The following is a 22,176-nucleotide window of genomic DNA, read 5'->3' on the forward strand; positions in this document are numbered from 1 at the left end:
GGCGTGAACGCCCAGAACCGGACCGCCAAGCCCCGCATCTCCAACGTCCTGGCCTCGCGCTACGCGAGCGCCGACCTGGCCACGCTGTGGTCCGCCGAACACAAGATCGTTCTCGAGCGGCAGCTGTGGATCGCGGTGCTCCGCGCGCAGCGCGACCTGGGGATCGACGTCCCCGGCGGCGTGATCGAGGCCTACGAGGCGGTCCTGGACCGGGTCGACCCGGACTCGATCGCCGAGCGCGAGCGCGTCACCCGGCACGACGTCAAGGCGCGGATCGAGGAGTTCAACGACCTCGCCGGCCACGAGCACATCCACAAGGGCATGACCAGCCGCGACCTCACCGAGAACGTGGAGCAGCTGCAGATCGTCCGCTCCCTCGAGCTGGTCCGCGACCGGGGCGTGGCGGCGGCCCGCCGGTTGGCCGAGCACGCGGTGGCGCAGCGCGACCAGGTGATGGCCGGCCGCAGCCACAACGTCGCGGCCCAGGCCACCACCCTGGGCAAGCGCTTCGCCTCCGCCGCCGACGAGCTGCTGGTGGCGCTCGAGCGGGTGGAGTCCCTGCTGGAGCGGTACCCGCTGCGCGGCATCAAGGGACCCATGGGCACCGCGCAGGACATGCTGGACCTGCTCGACGGCGACGCCGCGCGACTGGCCGAGCTGGAGCGGCGGATCGCCGAGCACCTCGGCTTCTCCCGCACGTTCGACTCCGTCGGGCAGGTGTACCCGCGCTCGCTCGACCACGAGGTGGTCTCCGCGCTGGTCCAGCTGGGCGCCGGCCCGTCCTCGCTCGCCCAGACCATCCGCCTCATGGCCGGGCACGAGCTGGTGACCGAGGGCTTCCAGCCCGGACAGGTCGGCTCGTCGGCCATGCCGCACAAGATGAACACCCGCTCCTGCGAGCGCGTCAACGGCCTGCAGGTCGTGCTCCGCGGCTACGGCTCCATGGCGGCCGAGCTCGCCGGCGCGCAGTGGAACGAGGGCGACGTCTTCTGCTCCGTGGTCCGCCGCGTGGCGCTGCCGGACGCGTTCTTCGCCCTGGACGGCATGTTCGAGACCTTCCTCACCGTGCTCGACGAGTTCGGCGCCTACCCGGCGGTGATCGACAAGGAACTGCAGCGCTACCTGCCGTTCCTCGCCACCACCAAGGTCCTCATGGCCGCGGTGCGCGCCGGGGTCGGCCGCGAGGTGGCCCACGACGCCATCAAGGAGAACGCCGTCGCGGTGGCGCTGGCGATGCGGGAGGAGGGGCGCGAGCCCGACCTCATCGACCGCCTGGCCGCGGACGAGCGACTCCCGCTGGACCGCGCCGCGCTCGAGGAGGCGCTGGCCGACCGCGCCGCGTTCATCGGGGCGGCCGGGGACCAGGTCGACGCCGTGGTGGCGCGCGTCGACGCGCTGGTGGCCCGCCACCCGGCGGCGGCGTCGTACTCGCCCGGCTCGATCCTCTGACCGACCCCGCGGCCGGGGGCTAGTCTTGCGCCCATGCGCGAGACCGTCATCCCCGTCCCCGGCACCTCCGGCCTGCAGGCGACCCTGCACCACGCCGAGGATCCCCGGGCCCTGCTCCTGCTGGTCCACGGCTTCGGCGAGCACTCCGGCCGCTACGGGCGGACCGTCCGGTTCCTGACCGACCGCGGCATCAGCGTGGTCAACTACGACCTCCGCGGGCACGGCACGGCACCCGGGCCGCGGGCCAGGGTCGCGATCGAGACGCACATCCGCGACAACCTGGCGGTCCGCGACGCCGTGCTGGAGTGGTGCAGGTCCCCCGAGGGGGGCGGGGCCGAGTCCCTCCCGCGGCTCCTGATGGGCCATTCGATGGGGGGCCTGATCGCCGGGGAGTCCGCGCTCCGGCGCCCGTGGGATCTGGCGGGCCTGATCCTGTCCTCGCCGGGCCTCGTCGTCGGAGAGGGCACCCCGGCGCCGCTCCGCGCGGCGGCCCCGATCATCGCCCGCCTCCTCCCGTTCCTCCCGGTGGAGAAGCTGGACCCGAACGAGATCTCCCGGGTCCCCGAGTACGTCGAGGACTACACCTCGGACCCCCTCGTCCATCACACGGGCGTCCCCGCCCTGGCCGCGGGCACGATGCTCGCCGGCGGGCTGCGGCTGATCGAGCGGTCCCGGACCCTGCGGTTGCCGACCCTCGTGCTCAACGGGTCGGCCGATTCCATCACCTCGCCCACGGGCGCCCGCCGGTTCGCCCAGGTGGCGGGGTCGGACCACGACCCGCGGCCGGAGGTCACCTACCGGGAGATCGAGGGCGGGAAGCACGAGCTGTTCAACGATCTGTGCGCGGACGAGGCCTACGCGGCGCTCGGGGAGTGGCTCGACGCCCGGTTGGGGTGATCCACCTCGTCCGACGGGTGCCGACCGGGGGCCGACTACGCTGGCCGCATGCGACCTGAGCTCTCCTCCTTCCGCCATCTCGCCGCCGGGAAGGTGCGCGAACTGTACGAGATCGACGGCGACACGCTGCTCATGGTGGCCACCGACAGGATCTCCGCCTACGACCACGTGCTGGACACGCCCATCCCCGACAAGGGCCGCGTGCTCACCGCGATGAGCGCGTATTTCTTCGACGCCCTCGACGTGCCCAACCACCTCGCCGGTCCGCTCGACGACGAGCGGATCCCCGCCGACGTGCTGGGCCGGGCGATGGTGGTGCGCCGGCTCGACATGGTCCCGGCGGAGTGCGTGGCCCGCGGGTACCTCACCGGCTCGGGGATGGTGGAGTACCGCGCGTCCGGGACCGTGTGCGGGATCGAGCTGCCGGGGGGGCTGGTCGAGGCCAGCCGGCTGCCCGAGCCGATCTTCACCCCGGCCACCAAGGCGGCGGTGGGCGACCACGACGAGAACATCTCCTTCGAGCAGCTGGTCGGGCTCGTCGGTGCCGGGCTCGCCGGGCGGCTGCGCGCCGCGACGCTGGACGTGTACTCCCGCGCCGCGGCGATGGCGGCCGCGCGCGGCGTGCTGCTGGCCGACACCAAGTTCGAGTTCGGGCTGGCCGGCGGGGAGCTCATCCTGGCCGACGAGGTGCTCACGCCGGACTCCTCGCGCTACTGGCCGGCGGACACCTACGAGGCCGGCCGCGTCCAACCGAGCTTCGACAAGCAGTTCGTGCGCGACTGGCTGACCGGGCCCGAGTCGGGCTGGGACAGGTCCTCGGACTCGCCGCCGCCCCCGCTGCCCGCCGAGGTGGTGGACGCGACCCGGGCCCGGTACATCGAGGCCTACGAGCGGATCTCCGGGCTGTCGTTCGCGGACTGGATCGGCGGCGGGTCCGCATGAGCGACGCGGTCACACCGGCCCCCGCCCCCCCGTCGGCCGAGCGCCGCCCCCACCGCCGCGAGCACCACGGCCGCGTGCTGGTGGACCACTACGAGTGGCTGCGCGACAAGGACGCCCCGGCGACCCGCGCGTACCTCGAGGCGGAGAACGCCTACACGGACGCCATGACGGCCGAGCTGAAGCCGCTCGAGGACGAGGTGTACGAGGAGATCCGGTCGCGGGTCAAGGAGACCGACATGTCGGTCCCGGTCCGGGCCGGCGGCTGGTGGTACTTCTCCCGCACCTCCGAGGGGCAGTCCTACGCGCGGCACTGCCGGGTCCCGGTGCCGCCCGAGTACGTCGCGGACGCCGACGCCCCGGCCGGCTGGGTGCCGCCGGAGGTCTCGCCCGGGGTCGAGCTGCCCGGGGAGCAGCTGCTGCTGGACGGCAACGCCGAGGCCGAGGGCCACGAGTACTTTGCGCTCGGCGCGTTCTCGGTGAGCCACGACGGCCGCGCTCTGGCCTGGGCCACCGACACCGAGGGCGACGAGCGCTACACGCTGCGCTTCCGGTCCCTGGACCCCGGCTACACCGCGCCGGACGAGGAGATCGCCGGCATCGCCGCCGGGGTGACGTGGTCCCGCGACGGACGCTTCATCTTCTACGTGACGGTCGACGACGCGTGGCGGCCGGACACCGTGTGGCGGCACCGCCTGGGGACCACCCGTGACCACGACGAGACGGTGTTCCACGAGCCCGACGAGTCCTACTGGATCGGGGTGGGCGAGACGCGCAGCGAGAAGTACCTGCAGATAGCGGCGGGGTCCAAGATCACCACCGAGGTCTGGTGCCTGGACTCCGCGGACCCGGAGGGCGAGTTCTGGTGCGTCCGCCCGCGCGAGGAGGGCGTCGAGTACGACGTCGAGCACGCGGTCGTCGGCGGCGAGGACCGCTTCCTCATCACCCACAACGCGGGGTCGCCGAACTCCGCCGTGGTGGAGGCCCCGGTCGGCCCGGTCGACCGCGACTTCCGCGAGCTGACCACGCTGGTGCCGCACCGCGACGACGTCCGGGTGGAGGGCGTCGACGCGTTCGCCCGGGTGCTGGTGCTGGGCTACCGGGAGGAGGCGCTGCCGCGGTTCGCGCTCATGCCCCTGGACCCGGCGTCCACGGCGGGCGCCGCGGCGTACGGGGAGTTCGCCCCGGTGGACTTCGACGAGGAGCTCTTCACGTCCGGGCCGGGGTCCAACCCGGAGTGGAACGCGCCGGTCCTGCGGTTCGGCTTCGGCTCCTTCGTCACCCCCGGCCGCGTGTACTCGCTCGACCTCGAGTCGGGGGAGCGGACCCTGCTGCGGGAGCAGGAGGTGCTCGGCGGCTACGACGCGGGCGGCTACGTGCAGCGCCGCGACTGGGCCACCGCGGAGGACGGCACGCGGGTCCCGATCTCGCTGGTGATGTCGGCCGACACCGCCGCCCGCGTGGACGCGGGGGAGCGGGTCCCGACGCTGCTCTACGGCTACGGTTCCTACGAGTCGAGCATCGACCCGGGCTTCTCCGTGGCCCGGCTCTCGCTCCTCGACCGCGGCATGGTCTACGCCGTGGCGCACGTCCGGGGCGGCGGCGAGATGGGCAGGCTCTGGTACGAGCAGGGTAAGAAGCTGTTCAAGCGGGCGACCTTCACCGACTTCGTCGCCTGCGCCCGGCACCTGGTGGACTCCGGCCTCACGGCGCCGGACCGGCTGGTGGCGGAGGGCGGCAGCGCCGGTGGCCTGCTCATGGGCGCGGTGGCCAACCTCGCCCCCGAGCTGTTCGCCGGGATCCAGGCGGTGGTGCCGTTCGTCGACCCGCTCACCTCGATCCTCATGCCGGAGCTCCCGCTCACGGTGATCGAGTGGGACGAGTGGGGCGACCCGCTGCACTCGGCGGAGGTCTACGACTACATGGCCTCCTACGCCCCCTACGAGAACGTCGAGGCCAAGGACTATCCCGCGATCCTCGCGATCACCTCGCTCAACGACACGAGGGTGCTCTACGTGGAGCCGGCCAAGTGGGTGGCCAAGCTGCGGGAGGTCTCCACCTCGGCCAACTCCGCCGAGCGCCCGGTGCTGCTGCGTTGCGAGATGAGCGCGGGCCACGGCGGGGTGTCCGGGCGGTACGAGCGGTGGCGCCAGACGGCCTTCGAGTACGCGTGGACCGTCCGCACGGCCGGCGCCGGCTGAGCCCCGCCCCACCCCCCGCACCCCGCCCCCTGCCAGGATCCGCTACGCCGATGCGCCATCCGCGACCCGCATGCGGGCAGCGGATGTCGACGGAGGGTAGCGGATTGCGGGGCGGGCTGGGGCGCGGGCGGGCGGGCTGGGGCGCGGGCTGGGGCGCGGGCTGCGGGGCGGGTTGGGGCGCGGTTCGTGGGGCGGGCTGGGGGCGGGCCGCGGGGTAGGCTGGCGCGCATGAGCAGCGTCCACGACATCCCGTTCACCACCATCGATGGCGAGCAGGCCACGCTGGCCGACTACGCGGGCCACGCGGTCCTGGTGGTCAACGTCGCCAGCGAATGCGGACTGACCCCGCAGTACGAGGGGCTCCAGGAGTTGGCGGACGACTACCGGGATCGCGGCTTCTTCGTCCTGGGCTTCCCGTGCAACCAGTTCATGAACCAGGAACCCGGCGACGAGGCGTCGATCAAGGCGTTCACCACCGCCAAGTACGGCATCACGTTCCCGCTCGCGGCCAAGGTCGACGTCAACGGGTCCGGGCGGCACCCGCTCTACGCCGAGCTCACCAAGGTCGCGGACTCCGGCGGCGAGGCCGGGGACGTGCAGTGGAACTTCGAGAAGTTCCTGCTCTCCCCCTCGGGAGAGGTCGTGGGCCGGTTCCGCCCCACGGTGGAGCCGGGAGCCACCGAGCTCGTCGAGGCGATCGAGGACGTCCTCCCGGTCTGACCCGGTGTCGGGCCCGCCCGTTCCGGCCCGGCCATCTGGCGTACACCTCGTCGTCGTCGAACCGACACGACCGGCTGCGACGATTCGCGCATGACCCCCCGCCTCATCGTCTCCGTCTCGGGACTGCGCGACTCCTCGCTCGATGCCGCGATCGACCTGGTCGGCGAGCTCGAGCGCCGGTCCGTCCCCGTCTCGCTGCTGGTCGCGCCGCGCCGCGGTCACGAGTACCGGTTGGCGGAGGACGCGGGCTCGCAGGAGTGGCTCCGGCACCGCCGTCGGCAGGGTGACGCGATCGTGTTGGCCGGGTACGACGACGCCGCCACCAGGCCGCGCCGACCCGAGTTCGCCTCCATCGGCCCCGCGGAGGCGGCCGTCCGGCTGGCCGCCGCGGACCGGCTCATGGCGGACATGGGCCTGCGGACGCGGCTGTTCGCCCCGCCCCGGTGGAACGCCTCGCCGGGGTGCCTCACGGCGCTGCCCGGCGCCGGTTTCCGCGTGTGCGCCTCACTGGAGGGGATCCACGACGTGGTCCGGGGGACCACCGAGCGGGGCCGCGCGCTGTCGATCGGGGAGGGCTTCGTCGCCGACGCCTGGTGGTGCCGGGCGCTCGTCGCCGCGGCCGGGCGCACCGCGGCGGCCGGCGGCCTGGTCCGCCTCAACGTGGCCGCCACGCAGCTCTCGCGCCGCGCACCCCGCTCGGCCCTGCTGGACGCCGTGGACCGGGTGACGGGCGAGCACGGTGCGAGGGTCTCCCGCTACGAGTGGTCGCCGGTCGCGCTGGTCGGCGTGGCCTGAGCGGGGCAGCGGCCCCGGGTGGACGGAGCGTTCGGTGGCCCCGCCGGCTGCGGGTAGGATCGGCCACTGAGTCCCGGCCGGCCCGGGTCCGTCCCGCGCAACCACCCGAACGAGGAGTTCCCACCGTGGCCCGAGTCGTCGTCGAAGTCATGCCCAAGGCCGAGATCCTCGATCCGCAGGGGCAGGCCATCCACCGAGCCCTCGGTCGGCTGGGCCACGCCGGCGTCACCGACGTCCGGCAGGGCAAGCGGTTCGAGCTTGAGGTGGCCGACGGGGTGTCGGAGGCCGAGCTCGAGGAGATCGCGTCTTCGCTGCTGGCCAACACCGTGATCGAGGACTGGACGGTCGTGCGGGTGGACTCCGCCGGGGTGACCGCGTGAGCGCACGGATCGGCGTCATCACGTTCCCCGGCACCCTCGACGACGTCGACGCCGCGCGCGCCGTGACCAAGGCCGGCGCCGAGGCCGTGTCGCTGTGGCACGCCGACGCCGACCTCAGGGGCGTCGACGCCGTGGTGGTGCCCGGCGGCTTCTCCTACGGCGACTACCTGCGCTGCGGCGCGATCGCCTCGATGGCCCCCGTCATGGGCGAGGTCGTCTCCGCCGCGAAGGGCGGGATGCCCGTGCTGGGCATCTGCAACGGCTTCCAGATCCTGTGCGAGGCCGGGTTGCTGCCCGGGGCGCTCGGGCGGAACCGCGACATGCACTTCCTTTGCCGCGACGAGTGGTTGCGGGTGGAGAACACCGGCACCGCGTGGACCTCCCGCTTCGAGGCGGGGGCGGAGATCCTCATCCCGCTCAAATCCGGCGAGGGGCGTTACATGGCCGCCCCGGAGACGATCGAGCAGCTCGAGGGTGAGGGCCGCGTGGTCTTCCGCTACGCCAGCGAGGCGCCCAACGGCTCCACCAACGACATCGCCGGTATCTGCTCGGCGGACGGGCGCGTGGTGGGCCTCATGCCGCACCCCGAGCACGCGATCGAGCCGCTGACCGGGCCGTCCGACGACGGGCTGGGGTTGTTCCTCTCCGCGCTCGACTCGGTGGTCAGGGTCTAGCAGGTCCGGTTGCGGCCGCTGAGGCCAAAGCGAAGGGCCCGCCGGGATCTCCCGGCGGGCCCTTCGGGTGTCAGGGCGTGACTCAGCCGAGCATGCCGTTGGTGCTGCCGAGGTCGGCGCCGATGCCGGCGACCAGGTTGAGCAGCACGCTAGGAAGGGCGAACACGAAACCGACGATGGTGTCGATGGCGGACGAGCCGGTCAGGCCGCCGACCAGGCTGCCGCCGAGCTCCATGCTGAGGGGGAAGGTCTGCTGTGCAATCGAACCGGTGAGGTCCATGGGTGTCTCCTGGGGGTCATCGCCCCGTAGAGGGTGCGCGGGGCGAATGGCGGTGACCCGGATGGTCACGCACACCCCACCATTCTGCACAGGTGGTGAGACGGATGTGCAGATTTGGACCGCGGGTCCCCCATGACGACGCCAGTGACGTGTGGGGCGTCAGGAAGTGCTCCCCACACCCACCGCGTCAGAACTCGACGGGCAATCCCCCCCACGTGCTCCCGATGTCCGCCCCGGCCATCGCGGCCAGGCTTCCGACCAGTGTCGGGAGGGAGAAAAGGGTGCCGATGATCGTGTCGATCGCCGACGACCCGGTGGGTCCGCCGGCCAGGCTGCCCCCGAGCGTCGTGCTCAGCGGGGCGGTGGATTCGTAGATCGAACCGGTGAGGTCCATGGTGGTGACTCCTGTTTCTCTCGCACGTGTGGGTGTGTGGAACGGGGGAATCAGTCGCCGAGGGTGCTGCCGAGGTCGGCGCCGATCCCTGCGATGACGTTGAGCAGGTAGTAGGGAGCCGCGAAGAGGACGAAGACCGCGGTGTCGAGGACGGACGAGCCGATGTCGCCGACGCTCCCTGTCAACTCGAGGCTGAGCGGAGCGGCGGCGTCGATGATGGAACCGGTGAGGTCCATTGGGGTTCCTTTCTGGGTGGACTCCCCGTCATGTCGGGAAGAGCCTCGGACGGACGGTGGTGGTGGTCCTACACGGGCCGTCGGACGTGTGAGAAGCATCTCACCGGGGGCTCAGAAAGTCGATGGCCGCAACCAAGATGTGATAACGGGGCGCGGGGCAATCGGCGGCGTCGCCGCCCCGGGTTCCGGACGCAGACCCGCGGCCCCGTCGTGATCAGGCCGGGGTCGTGATCAGGCAGTGGCCGTGATCAGGCCGTGATGCGGTACAACCGTGGGATGAGCGAAACCAGCAGCCAGCCCGCGTCCGAAGCCGACAAATCCTCCCGACCGTTCGACCTCGTCCTCTACGGCGCGACGGGGTTCACCGGCGGCCTGGTCGCCGACTACCTGCTGCGGACCATGCCGGAGGGCGGGTCGTGGGCCGTCGCGGGGCGGAACCGGACCAAGCTGGACGCGGTCGTCGCGAGGCTCGCGGCGACCGACCCCGGTGTCCCCGCCCCCGGCGTGGTCATCGCCGACACCGAGGATCCCGACACGCTGGCCGCCCTGGCACGGTCCGCGCGCGTGGTCATCACCACCGTCGGGCCCTACCTCGAGTACGGCGAGCCGTTGGTCGCCGCGTGCGCCGAGGCCGGCACCGACTACGTGGACCTCACCGGCGAGCCGGAGTTCGTCGACCGGATGTACCTTGAATACCACGACAAGGCCAGGGCCTCGGGTGCCCGGATCGTCCACGCGTGCGGCTTCGACTCCATCCCCCACGACCTGGGCGTGTTCTACACGATGAAGCAGGTCCCCGAGGGGGTGCCGGTGTCCGTCTACGGGGCCGTCCACGCCGACGCGCAGTTCTCGGGGGGCACGTTCCACTCCGCGATCGGCCAGTTCGCCCGACTCCGCGACGCCGGGCGGGCGGCCAGGCTGCGGCGCGAGAAGCAGGGCAGGCCCCTGGGCCGGCGCATCAGGTCGGTCGCGGGCAAGCCCCACCACGACGGCGTGCTGGGGCGGTGGCTCGTGCCGCTGCCCACCATCGATCCGCAGATCGTGCTGCGCTCGGCCGCCGCGCTCGAGAGCTACGGCCCCGACTTCACCTACTCGCACTACGCCTCCGTGGGCTCGCCCGTCACGGCCACCGCCGGCCTGGTCGGTGTGGGCGCGCTGGCCGTGGGATCGCAGATCGGCCCCATCCGCTCGCAGATCCTCAAGCGGATCGACCGCGGTGCGGGGCCGAGCGAGTCCCGCCGTGCGCGCTCGTCGTTCGACGTCACCTTTGTGGCGCTCGCCGGTGGTCGGCGGGTCGTCACCCGGGTCTCGGGCGGGGACCCGGGGTACACGGAGACGTCCATGATGATCGCCGAGGCGGGGCTGTGCCTGGCCTTCGACGACCTGCCCCGGCTCTCGGGGCAGCTCACCACGGCCGAGGCGATGGGGGATTCACTGCTGGAGCGCGTCGAGCGCGGCGGTCTCACCTTTGAGGTGCTGTCCACCTAGCCCCGCCCGGGAGCGGATTCGCGGGCGGGTGACCGCCGACTAGACTCGGCGCCGTGACCACTCACGTCGACTCCACCACGCACGCCACCGACACCCCCGACCTCGCTCAGCCCTGGGCCGAGCTGGGGCTCAAGGAGGACGAGTACGCCCGCATCCGGGAGATCCTGGGGCGGCGCCCCACGGACGCCGAGCTGGCCATGTACTCGGTCATGTGGTCGGAGCACTGCTCCTACAAGTCGTCCAAGGTGCACCTGCGCTACTTCGGCGAGACCACCACCGAGGAGATGCGCTCGACCATGCTCGCCGGCATCGGCGAGAACGCCGGTGTGGTGGACATCGGCGACGGCTGGGCCGTGACGTTCAAGGTGGAGTCGCACAACCACCCGTCGTACATCGAGCCGTACCAGGGCGCCGCGACCGGGGTCGGCGGGATCGTCCGCGACATCATGGCGATGGGCGCGCGCCCGGTGGCCGTCATGGACCAGCTGCGCTTCGGCCCGGCGGACGCCGACGACACGCACCGCGTGCTCCCCGGCGTCGTGGCCGGCGTGGGCGGGTACGGCAACTGCCTGGGACTGCCCAACCTCGGAGGCGAGACGGTCTTCGACGAGTCCTACGCGGCCAATCCGCTGGTCAACGCGCTGTGCGCGGGGGTGATGCGGGTCGAGGATCTGCACCTGGCGTTCGCCTCCGGCACCGGTAACCGCATCATCCTCTTCGGCGCCCGCACCGGCCTCGACGGCATCGGTGGGGTCTCGGTGCTGGCCTCGGAGACGTTCGAGGAGGACGAGCACGGCGCTCCCGTCAAGCCCCGGAAACTCCCCAGCGTGCAGGTGGGCGATCCGTTCGCGGAGAAGGTGCTCATCGAGTGCTGCCTGGACCTCTACCGCGACAAGCTGGTCGTGGGTATCCAGGATCTGGGTGGGGCCGGTCTCGCGTGCGCGACCTCCGAGCTGGCCGCGGCCGGCGACGGCGGCATGCACATCGTCCTGGACAACGTGCCGCTGCGCGCCGAGGGCATGTCGGCCGCGGAGATCCTGTCGAGTGAGTCGCAGGAGCGCATGTGCGCGGTGGTGGCGCCGGAGAACGTCGACGCCTTCATGGAGGTGTGCCGCCGCTGGGATGTGCTGGCCACGGACATCGGCGAGGTCACCGACGGGGACCACCTCACGATCGAGTTCCGCGGCGAGACCGTGGTCGACGTCCCGCCGCGCACCGTCGCCCTCGACGGCCCGGTGTACGAGCGCTTGGTCGAGCGCCCGGCCGACCAGGACGCGCTCCAGGCCGACACCGCGCGGGCGCTCGCCCGTCCCTCCACCGGCGACGAACTGCGCCGGACCCTGCTCGACATGGTCTCCAGCCCCGCGCTGTGCTCGCGCAAGTTCATCACCGAGCAGTACGACCGCTACGTCCGCGGCAACACGGTCCTCGCGGAGAACGCCGACGGCGGCGTCCTGCGGATCGACGAGGAGTCCGGCCGCGGCATCGCGCTGTCCACCGACGCCTCGGGCCGGTACACCCGGCTCGATCCGTACACGGGGGCCCGCCTCGCCCTGGCCGAGGCGTACCGCAACGTCGCCGTCACCGGCGCCACCCCGGTGGCCGTGACCAACTGCCTCAACTTCGGCTCGCCGGAGGACCCGGGCGTGATGTGGCAGTTCCGCGAGGCCGTCCACGGCCTGGCCGACGGCTGCGCCGAGCTCGGCATCCCCGTCACCGGCGGCAACGTCTCCTTCTACAACCAGACCGGCTCGACGCCGATCCTGCCGACCCCCGTCGTGGGCGTGCTCGGCGTGATCGACGACGTGGCCCGCCGCACCCCGACCGCGTTCGGGGACACCCCGGGGGAGAGCGTCTACCTCCTCGGGGAGACCCGGGAGGAGCTCGACGGGTCGATCTGGGCGCAGGTCGCCCACGGCCACCTCGGGGGCATGCCCCCCACGGTCGACCTGGCCTGGGAGGCCACGCTCGCCCGGATCCTCACGACGTGCTCGAAGGACGGGCTGATCACCGGGGCCCACGACCTGTCCGAGGGCGGGCTCGCGCAGGCGCTCGTCGAGTCGCTGCTGGCCGGCGAGTGCGGCCTCCGCGTGGTGCTGCCCGAGGACGCGGATCCGTTCGTGTGGCTGTTCTCCGAGTCATCGGGCCGGGTGATCGTCTCGGTGCCCCGCGGCGAGGAGATCCGGTTCCAGCAGATGCTCACGGCGCAGGCCATCCCCCACACCCGCGTCGGCGTGACCGACCCCGACTCGGGGACCTTCGAGGTCCAGGGCCGGTTCACCCTGACCACGGACGAGCTCCGCGCCGCGCACGAGGGCACGCTGCCCTCGCTGTTCGGTGTCGACCCGGTCTGAGCCGGGTCGGTCCGAGTCGGCGTCGGTAGACACGCGGCCTGATGCGCGATCTCCGTAGGCGGGAACGGCTCCTCGCGGTGGTGCTGTCGGGCACCGCCGGGTTCGTCGACGCCGTCGGCTTCCTGGTGGTGGGCGGCTACTTCGTCTCGTTCATGAGCGGCAACTCCACGCGCATGGTGGTCGGGCTGGCGGAGGGCGACTACGGGGGCGCGGCCATCGCCGCCGTCGTCCTGGTCTCGTTCTTCCTGGGCGCGGTCGCCGGGGCGCTGGTCACCCGGCGCGGCAACCTCGACGACCGCCCGGCCGTCCTGGGCCTGGTCGCCTTCCTGCTGCTCGCGGGGCTCGCGCTGCACCAGCTCACCGCCGCCACGGTGGTCGGGGTGCCGGTGTCCATGACGGTGGTCGCGGCGTCGATGGGGGCCATGAACTCGGTCTTCCACACCGACGGCGAGGTCTCCCTGGGGGTGACCTACATGACCGGGGCGGTGGTCAAGTCCGCCCACCGCCTGGTGGACGCGCTGGCCGGCGGATCGTGGGCCCCGTATCGTCAGCAGGTCGCGCTGTGGGCCGCGCTCGCCCTGGGCGGTGTCCTGGGTGCGGTCCTCCAGGTGGGCCTCGGGGTGGCCGCGCTGGGGCTCGCGGCGGCCGTCGTGCTCGGCACACTGGTCACGACCGTCTGGCTGCGTCGCGGGGAGTACCGGACGTCCTGACGGCAGGGGTCAGCCTCGTCGTCGTGCCTCGAGGTAGGCCTCGCGCGCGGCGAGGCTCCGGACCACCTGGTCGATCATGGGTCGGACGAACCGCTCCCGGTGCGCGGCGTCCGACGACGCCGACGCGGCCAGGTTGAGGGCGGAGAACGCGGCGAGCGCCAGCGCCACGCGCAGGAGGGTGACGCTGACCGGGACGGTCGCCAGCAGCCCGTCCAGGTCCTCGGTGGGCCGGAGCGTCCAGCGGGTCTCGGTGGCCTCCGGGATGGCGATCCAGCCGAGGAACAGGAAGAACAGGAACACGAAGCCGGCGAACAGCACCACCTGGATCAGCGTGGCCACCACCGGGACCAGCACGATGTTGATCCGCTCGGAGACCCGCAGCTCGTGGTCCGGATACCGGCCCTCGAGCTCGGTGCGGAGGTCGTCCATGGTGGTGATCGCCACGAGCAGCACGGTGAGGGCGCCCATGATGCCCAACACCGCGACCGTGCGCGGCCAGGACAGCGCGACCATCACCTGCCAGATCTCGGCGTTGAAGAACAGGAACAGCACGGCCAGCATGAGGACCGGCAGCACCCGCGCCACCATGTGTCCCATGCCGCCCAGTTCACGCGCCACCCGCCCCGCGGCCCACCGCACCAGCGAGCCCGCGCCGAGGTAGGTGCCCACCAGGACCACCGTGAGGGCGAGGGTGGTGGTGAGGAGTGAGGGGCCGTCCCGGGAGCCGAAGGTGGCGGGCCCGACGACGAGGAGGGCGATCGCCGCGGCGAGGCCGATGAGGGCTCCGTACGCCCGGTGGACACGGGCCACGAGCCGCGCCACCAGCCAACCGCACAGCGGCGCGGCCGCGAACAGGCACAGGGCCACGACCAGTAGGAGCACGATCGGATCGCTCGCGGCGATGAGGTCCCATTCGGGGGAGTCCGGACCGACCCGCTCGAGCAGGGCCACCGCGTAGTCGTTCGACCGGTCGAGGAAGGAGAGCCCGGTCGCGGCCACGGCGAGCCCCGCGCTGACGCCCGCGGAGTGCCGGAGGACCCCGCGCAGCCGGGTGGAGGGGACGATCATCAGGGGCAGACCCAGGGAGCGCAGGTACGCCTCGTGGGCGCGGCGGCTGCTCGCCGGGGTCGGGTCGGGCGTGGGCACGGGGCCATTCTCGCAGCCAACGCCGCCCGGGCGGTCGGGACGGCCGACTATCGTCGACGCATGTCCACCAGTGCGCGAGCGGAGCCGGCCCCCGCGGCGGATCCGACCCTCCCGGCGTCGCCGCCCGTCTACGCCAGTCCCCCCGGCAAGGTGCGGGACGACGACGTCCGGCGACCCCTGCCCGGCCTCGTCGTGGACACCGTCTTCTTCGCGCTGGCCACCCTCGCCGCCGGGTGGCTGGGGTTCCGGCTGCTGGACGAGGTGTGGCGTCACTCCTGGTGGCACTCGTTCCTGCTGGTCCCGTTCTGGGCCCTGGTCGCCTACCTGGTCCTGCCGCGACTGCAGACGCTCCTCACGTCGATCTACGTGCCGGGGTACTTCATCGCCCGGACCCGGACCTCGGACGGGCTCCTGGGGGATCCGGTCAACCTCGCCGTCGACGGCACCGCGCGTCAGATCCACGAGGCCATGACCGCGTGTGGTTGGGTGCTCGCCGACGACATCACGGCCCGGTCCTCGTGGGGCATCATCACGTCCTCGGTGTTCCGGCGGTCGTACCCGTCCGCCCCGGTGAGCCCGCTGCGGTTGTTCGGCCGCCGGCAGTGCCTGGCCTACCAGCAGGAGGTGGAGGGCAACGCCGCGCAGCGGCACCACGTCCGCTTCTGGCGGTGCCCGGACGGCTGGCTCCTGCCCGGCGGCCACCGGGTGCAGTGGCTCGGCGCGGGCACGTACGACCGGTCCGTGGGGCTCTCGCTGTTCACCCTCCAGGTCACCCACAAGATCGACGCGGACATCGACGTCGAGCGCGACTACATCGTTGACTCGATCCGGTACCACGTCCCCGGCGCGGGGGTCCGGGTGCTGGAGAACTTCTCGACCGGTTACCACGCCCGCAACGGCGGCGGCGACGCGATCCGCACCGACGGCGACCTGCCCGTGGTGGACCTGCGAGCAATCCCCGTGTCGGAGGCGGCGGCGGCCGACCTGCCGTTCGGGGTGGTGCGGGCGGCGCGGGGCTATGACGACCCCCAGGCCGAGGGCGGGGTGGCCACGGGGGATGCGGACCGCCCGGCCGACGACGTCGCCCCCGAACCGGGCCACCTCCCGCGCCCGGCCGCCCTCGTGGCGGGGTGCGCCCTCGTCGCGGGCACCGTGCTCGTGCTGCTGGTCATGGCGCTGCGCGACATCGTCGGCTCCCGGAGCATGGAGGAGTTCGCCGGCCTCGACCGGTCCGAGGTGGTTCCGGTGATCCTGCTGCTGGCGGTGTTCATCGGCGCGACCTACGGGGTGATGGGCGTGCTGGCCCTGCTCACGTATCGCGGCTACGCCAAACCGCGCGTGTGGCTGCTGGCGTCGACGGTGGTGAGCATGGTCTCGACCGAGTCCGGCCGGGTCACCACGGACGCCGGGCTGGGGACCGTTCTCGGCGGGTACCTGGTCATGGCGGTCAACGTCCTCATCCTGCTGCTGTTCACGACCCCGGCCACCCGGACGTGGAGCCGCCGGACCGCCCAGGAGCGTCAGCGGGCGCGGCGGGCGCGGCGCCTCGAGGCGCGGGCGTGAGCCGCGTCCCCGACGCGGCGGAGGTCCGTGCGGCCGTCGCGGCGGTGACGTCCTGGCTCGACGACGACGAGGCGCCCACCCCCGGGCGGTCGGCACTGGCGGGGGCGGTCCGGGCGACCACCGGCGTCCTGTCGGCGGAACTGCCGGGTCGCGCGGTGGAGGTCCGCGTGCCCCCCTTCGCGGCCGTCCAGTGCATCGAGGGGCCACGACACACGCGGGGAACCCCTCCCAACGTCGTCGAGACCGACCCGCGGACCTGGCTGCGGCTCGCGACCGGGCGGATGAGCTGGGAGTCCGCGATCGCCGGCGGCAGGGTCCGGGCGTCGGGGACCCGCGCGGCGGAGGTGGCGTCGGGCCTGCCGGTCGTGCGGCCGGGGTGAGCCCCTCGGCGGCGCCCGCGTCGGTGCCCCGGCCCGGCAGGGGGAGTGGGCGGGGACACGGGAGTGGGGTGGCGAGGGCGGGGGAACGTACACTCGGGGAGCACCGCCGGGGTCCGTCCGGGCGGACCGCCGGAGAATCCATGAGGGAGCACCAGCAGGTGGAGAGCACGTCATCACGTCCGGCCACGTCCGGATCCCTCCGCCGCACCGGTGGCCGCGTCAACGTGGGGCTGGGCCTGCCGGACCCGTCCGAGCCCGGCCCTGCCGGCCTGCCGGTCGACGCCGAGCGGATCGGCCCGGTCGAGGAATGCGGCGTCTTCGGCGTCTGGGCCCCGGGCGAGGACGTCGCCAAGCTCACCTACTACGGGCTCTACGCGCTCCAGCACCGCGGGCAGGAGGCCGCCGGGATCTCCGTCGCGGACGGCGAGCAGGTCCTGGTCTACAAGGACCTCGGCCTGGTCAGTCAGGTCTTCGACGAGAAGACGCTGGAGTCGATGAGCGGCCACGTCGCGCTCGGCCACTGCCGCTACTCCACGACCGGCGCCGCCTCCTGGGACAACGCGCAGCCGATGTTCCGCCCGACCCCGGACGGCGGGTCGGTCGTGCTCGGCCACAACGGCAACCTGGTCAACACCAAGGAGCTCAAGCGCCTCGCCACCGATCTGGGGATCCGCGGGTACAGCGAGGACAGCACCCACTCGGACTCCGACATCGTCTCCACCCTCCTCGCCCACGAGGCCGGCGACGGGGGCCTCGAGGAGGCGGCCGCCCGGCTGCTGCCCCGCCTGCGCGGCGCCTACTGCCTGACCTTCTCCGACGAGCACACGCTGTACGCGGCTCGCGACCCGCACGGGGTGCGCCCCCTCGCGCTGGGGCGGCTCGAGCGTGGCTGGGTGGTCTCGTCCGAGACCTCGGCCCTGGACATCGTCGGCGCGTCGTTCGTCCGTGACATCGAGCCCGGCGAGCTCATCGCGATCGATGCCGATGGCGTCCGGTCCCGCAGGTTCGCCGAGGCGACCCCCAAGGCCTGCGTCTTCGAGTACGTGTACCTCGCGCGCCCCGACTCGGTGATCAACCAGCGGCTGGTCAACTCCGCCCGGGTGGAGATCGGCCGGCGGCTCGCCCGGGAGCACCCCGCCGACGGGGACCTGGTGATCCCGGTGCCGGAATCGGGCACCCCGGCGGCCGTCGGCTACGCCCAGGGCTCGGGCATCCCGTTCGCCCAGGGGCTGACCAAGAACGCCTACGTCGGCCGGACCTTCATCCAGCCCAGCCAGACCATCCGCCAGCTGGGTATCCGTCTCAAGCTCAACCCGCTCCGCGAGGTGATCCGGGGTCAGCGGCTCGTGGTGGTGGACGACTCGATCGTCCGGGGCAACACCCAGCGTGCCCTCATCAGGATGCTGCGCGAGGCGGGCGCCCTCGAGGGGCACGTCCGGATCGCGTCCCCGCCGGTGCGGTGGCCGTGCTTCTACGGCATCGACTTCGCCAGCCCCGCCGAGCTCATCGCCAACGGGGTGGACGCGACGGACGGGATGCTCGAGGGGGTGCGCAGGGCGATCGGGGCGGACAGCCTCGGGTACGTCTCGGTGGACGGGATGATCGAGGCGAGCGCGCAGCGTCGGGACGAGTTGTGCGTCGCGTGTTTCGACGGGCACTACCCCATCGCGCTGCCGGATGACTCGTCCATGAGCGCGGCCGTGCGGGCCCTGTCCGCCCAGGTCGACGGAGAGACCGCCGACCGGACCACGGTGACGAACCAGAACGTGGACGCCGTCCGCCGACCCTGACCTGGCGCCCGGCCACGGGCACCGATGAGGAGAACCAAGATGACCGACAACTCACACCTCGGCCCCGGCGCCTCGTACGCCGCCGCCGGCGTCGACATCGACGCGGGCGAGCGCGCCGTGGAGCTGTTCGCGCCGCACGCCAAGCGCGCGACCCGGCCGGAGGTGATGGGCGGTCTCGGAGGGTTCGCCGGGCTCTTCTCCCTGAAGAACACCTACCGTCAACCCCTCCTCGCCTCGTCCACGGACGGCGTCGGCACCAAGATCGCCGTCGCGCAGGCGATGGACGTCCACAACACCGTCGGCATCGACCTCGTGGCGATGGTGGTCGACGACCTGGTGGTGTGCGGAGCCGAGCCGCTGTTCCTCCAGGACTACATCGCGATCGGCAAGGTCGTCCCCGAGCACGTGGCGGGCATCGTCGAGGGCATCGCCGAGGGTTGCGTCCGCGCGGGCTGCGCGCTGCTGGGCGGGGAGACCGCCGAGCACCCCGGCCTCATGGCGCCGGGGGAGTACGACATCTCGGCCACCGGCGTGGGCATCGTCGAGGCCGACGAGGTCCTCCAGGCGGACAACGTCCGCCCCGGTGACGTGATCGTCGGCATGGCCTCCTCGGGCCTGCACTCGAACGGCTACTCGCTGGCCCGCCACGTGCTGCTCGAGCTGGCCCGCCTCCCGCTCGAGGGCCACGTCGAGGAGTTCGGCCGGACCCTCGGCGAGGAGCTGCTCGAGCCCACCCGAATCTATGCCCTCGACTGCCTCAGCCTGATCGCCGAGACCGACGTCCGCGTGTTCAGCCACGTCACCGGTGGCGGGCTGGCGGAGAACCTCGCGCGGGTCATGCCCCGGGGCCTGGTCGCCCGGCTGGACCGCGGCCGGTGGCCCGTGCCCGCCGTCTTCGGCACGATCGCCCACCACGGCCGCGTCGAGCAGGCCGAGATGGAGCGCACGTTCAACATGGGCGTCGGCATGATCGCGGTCCTCCCCGCCGCGGACGTGGACCGCGCGCAGGCCGTCCTCACGGCCCGGCACGTGGACAACTGGGTGATCGGGCACGTGGAGAAGGCCGGCGAGGAGCCCGCCGACGCCCCGCGCGTCGTCCTGGAGGGATCGCACGCCCGGTTCTGAGAGACACCCGATACGCACGTGGGCCGGGCATCCACCGAGGATGCCCGGCCCACGTGCATGGTGCGGCGGGGAGTGCGGGTCAGTACCTGCTGTCGCCCTCGGACCACGGCCCGTAGGGGTCGTCGTCCTCCTCGGCGGTGAGCCGCGTGGTGGGCGCCCCACCGCCCGACAACTCCGCCTGGAGACGTTCTAGGTCCGTCTGCGGAGCGTTGTACTTGAGTTCGCGAGCGACCTTGGTCTGCTTCGCCTTCGCGCGGCCTCGGCCCATTGACCTGACCCCCTCGGAAACGGTGCTGGGCCACCTCGGGGGTGCCCATCAAATGTGAGTATCTGCCTGAGCACAGGATAGCGTGCCCGGCGCGGAATGTCCGCCCGGGTGCCGTGGGTACCGTCTCCGCAGGTCAGGTCTGGCCGCGGAGCCTGCGGATCGCCTCGCGTCCGGCCTGGGGCCCGGAGTCGTCCGGGACGGTGTCGGGATCGACGGCGACGGTGATCCCGTCGACCTCCAGGGGAGCGCCCGAGGCGGCCGCCCGCTTGAGCAGGGCGAGCGCGACGGGACCGTCCTCGTGATGCTGGGCCACCGTGCCCACGCGGCCCACCGTGCGGCCGCCGGACCGGACCTCGGCCCCCGCGGAGGGCAACTCGTCCCCGGCGGATCCGTCCAGGTGGAGCCGGACCAGCACCCGTGGCGACTTGCCGAGGTTGTGCACCCGGGAGACCGTCTCCTGGCCCCGGTAGCAGCCCTTGTCCAGGTGCACCGCCCCTCGCCGGGCCACGTCACCGATCCAGGCCGGAACCTCGTGCGGAATGGTCTTGGCGTCGGTGTCCACGCCCAGGCGGGCGCGGAGCGGGGTGGTCCCGGCCACGCGGAGGGCCTCGAACGCCCACGACCCCGCGGGCCTGGCCCCCGCGGCCACCGCCGCGGCGAACCACGCCGTCAACCCCGGGCGGGGGACCACCAGGTCCACCGAGCCCGCCAGCGGCCACGGCATCCGGCGGGCGATGCCGCCCCCGGGCAGCGCCGCGCTCGAGTAGTCGCCCACGGGGAGCACCACGGTGGTCCCGTCGGGGGCGGTGAGGGAGTCGGGGAGCCCGGAGCCGACGAGCGTGACCACGGCGAGGTCGGCCGTCTCCGGGGCGGCGTCGGCCCAGAAGACCATCCTCGTCAGGAACTGCAGGAGCTCCGGTCCGCGGCCGGGCTCGGTGTCCATGACGAGGGTGCCGTCCACGTCGGAGAGCACGATGTGGTGTTCCACGCGACCGTTGGCGTCGAGGATGAGGGTCTCCCCGCCGCTGCCGTCGGCCAGTTCGGACACGTGCTGGGAGACGAAGCCCTCGAGCCAGGTGAGGCGGTCGCCGCCGCGGATGGTCAGGACGTCGCGGTGGGACCGGTCGACCACGATCACGGACGAGGTGGCCGCGCGCTGCTCACCGAGGGGGTCGCCGTAGTGGAAGGGGACCCCGGCATCGATCGCGGAGTCGGCGGCGTCCACGGCGCCGGGGCGGGTCAGGATCGGACTGGTGTAACCGTTGTCGGTCCTGTCGGGCACGGCTGGGACGTTCACGATCGCGATACTACGTGCGTCGTCGTATGTTGGGGGTCATGGGCAGCGCGGTGGGTGCAGGAGCGGACCGATCCGAGGGGGACCGGGTGGTGGTCCTCGTGGCCGGCGGTCCGGACGGCCCACGCCCGCGCGTGCACCCGTCCGACCAACCCCTGCTGCTCGCCGACGACCTCGCGGCCGTCCGCGGTGACGGGTGTTTCGAGACCCTCCTCGTGGTGGACGGTCGCCCGGCCAAGCCCGAGCGGCACCTCGCCCGCCTGGCCAGGTCGGCGTCGGCGCTCGGGCTCACCGGGCCGACCGCCGAGGAGTGGCGGTCCGCCATCGCGCTCGCCGCACGGGAATGGGGTCGCGGGTCGGAGGCGATGCTGCGGTTGGTCCTGTCCCGGGGTCCGGAGCGCGGCGGCCGGGAGACCGCCTACATCACGGTCGCCCCCGTCGGTCCGCACGCCGTGCGCGCCAGGGCGGAGGGGATCGACGTCACCGCTCTCGGCAGGGGGTTCCCGGCGGACTTCGCGGCCTCGGCGCCGTGGATGCTGCTCGGTTCCAAGACCCTGTCGTACGCGGCCAACATGGCGGCACTGCGCCACGCCGCCGCGCACGGTTTCCACGACGTGGTCTACCTGTCCTCGGAGGGGGAGGTGCTCGAGGGGCCGCGGTCCACCGTCGTCATCGCCCGCGCCGGCGAGTTGGTGAGCCCGCCCGTCGAGGTCGGGATCCTCGAGGGCACCACCCTCGGCGCGCTCGCCGAGGTCGCGGCGAGGGAGGGGGTCCTCGTCCGCCGGGAGCGGCTGCTGATGACGGACCTCATCGCGGCCGACGCCGTGTGGCTGCTCTCCTCGGTCACCCTCGCCGCGCGGGTCCGTCGGATCGACGGCGTCACGCTGGCGGGGGGCGACCCCGGGATCGACGTCGCGGGGATGGTCGACCGCGCGGTCGGTCGCTCCTGACGGGCCTCGGCGCACTGGGGATCTCGGTAGATTCCGCTCATCTCTGCTGGTAGCGGTGGCCCGCGACACACCGCGCCACGTTGAGCGCCGATACCCCTAGGAGTACCGTCCTGCGTGTGGCCGCCCGACAGGACCGTGGTGGC

22 protein-coding genes are annotated in these 22,176 nt (G+C 72.8%); 16 read left to right on the forward strand and 6 right to left on the reverse strand.

Annotated features, from left to right (window positions below; all coding sequences use genetic code 11):
- The first annotated feature begins 3 nt into the window (after nucleotides 1-3).
- The 8 genes from purB to purQ all read left to right on the forward strand — a co-directional run bounded on the left by purB (nucleotide 4) and on the right by purQ (nucleotide 8,055).
- Entirely contained in the window at nucleotides 4-1,449 is a 1,446-nt protein-coding gene (gene purB / locus Q0444_RS07050) for an adenylosuccinate lyase (RefSeq protein ID WP_291082056.1), read from the forward strand.
- Between the two features lie 33 nt (nucleotides 1,450-1,482).
- Entirely contained in the window at nucleotides 1,483-2,346 is an 864-nt protein-coding gene (locus Q0444_RS07055; protein ID WP_299022500.1) for an alpha/beta hydrolase, read from the forward strand.
- Nucleotides 2,347-2,394: 48 nt separating this feature from the next.
- Nucleotides 2,395-3,288 (forward strand): phosphoribosylaminoimidazolesuccinocarboxamide synthase, encoded by an 894-nt coding sequence (locus Q0444_RS07060; RefSeq protein WP_299022502.1) that lies wholly within the window; start codon nucleotides 2,395-2,397, stop codon nucleotides 3,286-3,288.
- Nucleotides 3,285-5,486 carry a S9 family peptidase gene (locus Q0444_RS07065; protein ID WP_299022504.1) on the forward strand — a complete coding sequence of 734 codons (2,202 nt, stop codon included), beginning with the start codon at nucleotides 3,285-3,287 and terminating at the stop codon, nucleotides 5,484-5,486. The genes Q0444_RS07060 and Q0444_RS07065 overlap by 4 nt, the downstream gene beginning before the upstream one ends.
- Nucleotides 5,487-5,714: 228 nt before the next feature.
- Complete coding sequence (locus tag Q0444_RS07070; RefSeq protein ID WP_299022507.1) at nucleotides 5,715-6,206, forward strand: glutathione peroxidase; 492 nt, start codon at nucleotides 5,715-5,717, stop codon at nucleotides 6,204-6,206.
- Nucleotides 6,207-6,296: 90 nt separating this feature from the next.
- Entirely contained in the window at nucleotides 6,297-7,001 is a 705-nt protein-coding gene (locus Q0444_RS07075) for a DUF2334 domain-containing protein (RefSeq protein WP_291084166.1), read from the forward strand.
- A 125-nt stretch (nucleotides 7,002-7,126) separates the two neighbouring features.
- Nucleotides 7,127-7,381, forward strand: a complete 255-nt coding sequence (gene purS, locus Q0444_RS07080; RefSeq protein WP_291084169.1) for a phosphoribosylformylglycinamidine synthase subunit PurS — start codon at nucleotides 7,127-7,129, stop codon at nucleotides 7,379-7,381.
- Nucleotides 7,378-8,055 carry a phosphoribosylformylglycinamidine synthase subunit PurQ gene (gene purQ, locus Q0444_RS07085; RefSeq protein WP_299022538.1) on the forward strand — a complete coding sequence of 226 codons (678 nt, stop codon included), beginning with the start codon at nucleotides 7,378-7,380 and terminating at the stop codon, nucleotides 8,053-8,055. Before purS ends, purQ begins: the two co-directional genes overlap by 4 nt.
- An 82-nt stretch (nucleotides 8,056-8,137) precedes the next feature.
- On the opposite strand, the gene Q0444_RS07090 is transcribed toward purQ, so the two are convergent.
- The 3 genes from Q0444_RS07090 to Q0444_RS07100 all read right to left on the reverse strand — a co-directional run bounded on the left by Q0444_RS07090 (nucleotide 8,138) and on the right by Q0444_RS07100 (nucleotide 8,965).
- Nucleotides 8,138-8,335 carry a hypothetical protein gene (locus Q0444_RS07090; protein ID WP_291084175.1) on the reverse strand — a complete coding sequence of 66 codons (198 nt, stop codon included), beginning with the start codon at nucleotides 8,333-8,335 and terminating at the stop codon, nucleotides 8,138-8,140.
- A 187-nt stretch (nucleotides 8,336-8,522) separates the two neighbouring features.
- Nucleotides 8,523-8,729 (reverse strand): hypothetical protein, encoded by a 207-nt coding sequence (locus Q0444_RS07095; protein WP_299022544.1) that lies wholly within the window; start codon nucleotides 8,727-8,729, stop codon nucleotides 8,523-8,525.
- 50 nt (nucleotides 8,730-8,779) lie between these two features.
- Complete coding sequence (locus tag Q0444_RS07100; RefSeq protein ID WP_291084177.1) at nucleotides 8,780-8,965, reverse strand: hypothetical protein; 186 nt, start codon at nucleotides 8,963-8,965, stop codon at nucleotides 8,780-8,782.
- A 276-nt stretch (nucleotides 8,966-9,241) separates the two neighbouring features.
- On the opposite strand from Q0444_RS07100, the gene Q0444_RS07105 reads away from it, so the two are divergent.
- The 3 genes from Q0444_RS07105 to Q0444_RS07115 are packed head-to-tail and all read left to right on the forward strand — an operon-like array spanning nucleotide 9,242 to nucleotide 13,517.
- Entirely contained in the window at nucleotides 9,242-10,453 is a 1,212-nt protein-coding gene (locus Q0444_RS07105; RefSeq protein WP_299022547.1) for a trans-acting enoyl reductase family protein, read from the forward strand.
- A 53-nt stretch (nucleotides 10,454-10,506) separates the two neighbouring features.
- Nucleotides 10,507-12,807, forward strand: coding sequence for a phosphoribosylformylglycinamidine synthase subunit PurL (purL, locus tag Q0444_RS07110; protein ID WP_299022549.1), 2,301 nt, complete (start codon nucleotides 10,507-10,509; stop codon nucleotides 12,805-12,807).
- 41 nt (nucleotides 12,808-12,848) lie between these two features.
- A complete protein-coding gene (locus tag Q0444_RS07115) occupies nucleotides 12,849-13,517 on the forward strand; it encodes a YoaK family protein (RefSeq protein ID WP_291080315.1) in 669 nt (222 codons plus the stop codon).
- A gap of 9 nt (nucleotides 13,518-13,526) precedes the next feature.
- Here Q0444_RS07115 and Q0444_RS07120 read toward each other — a convergent pair whose 3' ends face one another.
- Nucleotides 13,527-14,663: a hypothetical protein gene (locus tag Q0444_RS07120; protein ID WP_291080313.1), complete on the reverse strand. Its 1,137-nt coding sequence runs from the start codon at nucleotides 14,661-14,663 to the stop codon at nucleotides 13,527-13,529.
- Nucleotides 14,664-14,723: 60 nt separating this feature from the next.
- On the opposite strand from Q0444_RS07120, the gene Q0444_RS07125 reads away from it, so the two are divergent.
- From Q0444_RS07125 to purM, 4 genes are all read left to right on the forward strand, one after another.
- The gene (locus tag Q0444_RS07125; protein ID WP_291080311.1) at nucleotides 14,724-16,226 is read left to right on the forward strand and encodes an LssY C-terminal domain-containing protein; all 1,503 of its coding nucleotides are present in this window, start codon (nucleotides 14,724-14,726) and stop codon (nucleotides 16,224-16,226) included.
- Entirely contained in the window at nucleotides 16,223-16,606 is a 384-nt protein-coding gene (locus Q0444_RS07130; protein WP_291080309.1) for a sterol carrier family protein, read from the forward strand. The genes Q0444_RS07125 and Q0444_RS07130 overlap by 4 nt, the downstream gene beginning before the upstream one ends.
- A gap of 140 nt (nucleotides 16,607-16,746) precedes the next feature.
- Entirely contained in the window at nucleotides 16,747-18,396 is a 1,650-nt protein-coding gene (gene purF / locus Q0444_RS07135; protein WP_299022553.1) for an amidophosphoribosyltransferase, read from the forward strand.
- A 39-nt stretch (nucleotides 18,397-18,435) separates the two neighbouring features.
- Nucleotides 18,436-19,521, forward strand: coding sequence for a phosphoribosylformylglycinamidine cyclo-ligase (gene purM, locus Q0444_RS07140; protein ID WP_299022555.1), 1,086 nt, complete (start codon nucleotides 18,436-18,438; stop codon nucleotides 19,519-19,521).
- A 79-nt stretch (nucleotides 19,522-19,600) separates the two neighbouring features.
- Here the strand turns inward: purM and Q0444_RS07145 are convergent, their stop codons facing one another.
- Together Q0444_RS07145 and Q0444_RS07150 are read right to left on the reverse strand one after the other, a co-directional pair.
- Nucleotides 19,601-19,789: a DUF3073 domain-containing protein gene (locus tag Q0444_RS07145; protein WP_291080303.1), complete on the reverse strand. Its 189-nt coding sequence runs from the start codon at nucleotides 19,787-19,789 to the stop codon at nucleotides 19,601-19,603.
- Nucleotides 19,790-19,922: 133 nt separating this feature from the next.
- On the reverse strand, nucleotides 19,923-21,086 hold the full coding sequence (locus Q0444_RS07150; RefSeq protein WP_291080301.1) for a folate-binding protein YgfZ: 1,164 nt from the start codon (nucleotides 21,084-21,086) through the stop codon (nucleotides 19,923-19,925).
- A 38-nt stretch (nucleotides 21,087-21,124) separates the two neighbouring features.
- On the opposite strand from Q0444_RS07150, the gene Q0444_RS07155 reads away from it, so the two are divergent.
- Nucleotides 21,125-22,033 carry an aminodeoxychorismate lyase gene (locus tag Q0444_RS07155; RefSeq protein WP_291080299.1) on the forward strand — a complete coding sequence of 303 codons (909 nt, stop codon included), beginning with the start codon at nucleotides 21,125-21,127 and terminating at the stop codon, nucleotides 22,031-22,033.
- Nucleotides 22,034-22,176 lie beyond the last annotated feature (143 nt).

The sequence above is a fragment of the uncultured Dietzia sp. genome (genome assembly GCF_937873725.1).
Lineage (GTDB): Bacteria > Actinomycetota > Actinomycetes > Mycobacteriales > Mycobacteriaceae > Dietzia.

What these genes read in the sequence shown, in the direction of transcription:
- Q0444_RS07055 (WP_299022500.1), top strand. Translation starts at nt 1,483, where the DNA reads ATGCGCGAGACCGTCATCCCCGTCCCCGGCACCTCCGGCCTGCAGGCG.
- Q0444_RS07060 (WP_299022502.1), top strand. Translation starts at nt 2,395, where the DNA reads ATGCGACCTGAGCTCTCCTCCTTCCGCCATCTCGCCGCCGGGAAGGTG.
- Q0444_RS07065 (WP_299022504.1), top strand. Translation starts at nt 3,285, where the DNA reads ATGAGCGACGCGGTCACACCGGCCCCCGCCCCCCCGTCGGCCGAGCGC.
- Q0444_RS07070 (WP_299022507.1), top strand. Translation starts at nt 5,715, where the DNA reads ATGAGCAGCGTCCACGACATCCCGTTCACCACCATCGATGGCGAGCAG.
- Q0444_RS07075 (WP_291084166.1), top strand. Translation starts at nt 6,297, where the DNA reads ATGACCCCCCGCCTCATCGTCTCCGTCTCGGGACTGCGCGACTCCTCG.
- Q0444_RS07090 (WP_291084175.1), bottom strand. Translation starts at nt 8,335, where the DNA reads ATGGACCTCACCGGTTCGATTGCACAGCAGACCTTCCCCCTCAGCATG.
- Q0444_RS07095 (WP_299022544.1), bottom strand. Translation starts at nt 8,729, where the DNA reads ATGGACCTCACCGGTTCGATCTACGAATCCACCGCCCCGCTGAGCACG.
- Q0444_RS07100 (WP_291084177.1), bottom strand. Translation starts at nt 8,965, where the DNA reads ATGGACCTCACCGGTTCCATCATCGACGCCGCCGCTCCGCTCAGCCTC.
- Q0444_RS07105 (WP_299022547.1), top strand. Translation starts at nt 9,242, where the DNA reads ATGAGCGAAACCAGCAGCCAGCCCGCGTCCGAAGCCGACAAATCCTCC.
- Q0444_RS07115 (WP_291080315.1), top strand. Translation starts at nt 12,849, where the DNA reads ATGCGCGATCTCCGTAGGCGGGAACGGCTCCTCGCGGTGGTGCTGTCG.
- Q0444_RS07125 (WP_291080311.1), top strand. Translation starts at nt 14,724, where the DNA reads ATGTCCACCAGTGCGCGAGCGGAGCCGGCCCCCGCGGCGGATCCGACC.
- purF (WP_299022553.1), top strand. Translation starts at nt 16,747, where the DNA reads ATGAGGGAGCACCAGCAGGTGGAGAGCACGTCATCACGTCCGGCCACG.
- purM (WP_299022555.1), top strand. Translation starts at nt 18,436, where the DNA reads ATGACCGACAACTCACACCTCGGCCCCGGCGCCTCGTACGCCGCCGCC.
- Q0444_RS07145 (WP_291080303.1), bottom strand. Translation starts at nt 19,789, where the DNA reads ATGGGCCGAGGCCGCGCGAAGGCGAAGCAGACCAAGGTCGCTCGCGAA.
- Q0444_RS07155 (WP_291080299.1), top strand. Translation starts at nt 21,125, where the DNA reads ATGGGCAGCGCGGTGGGTGCAGGAGCGGACCGATCCGAGGGGGACCGG.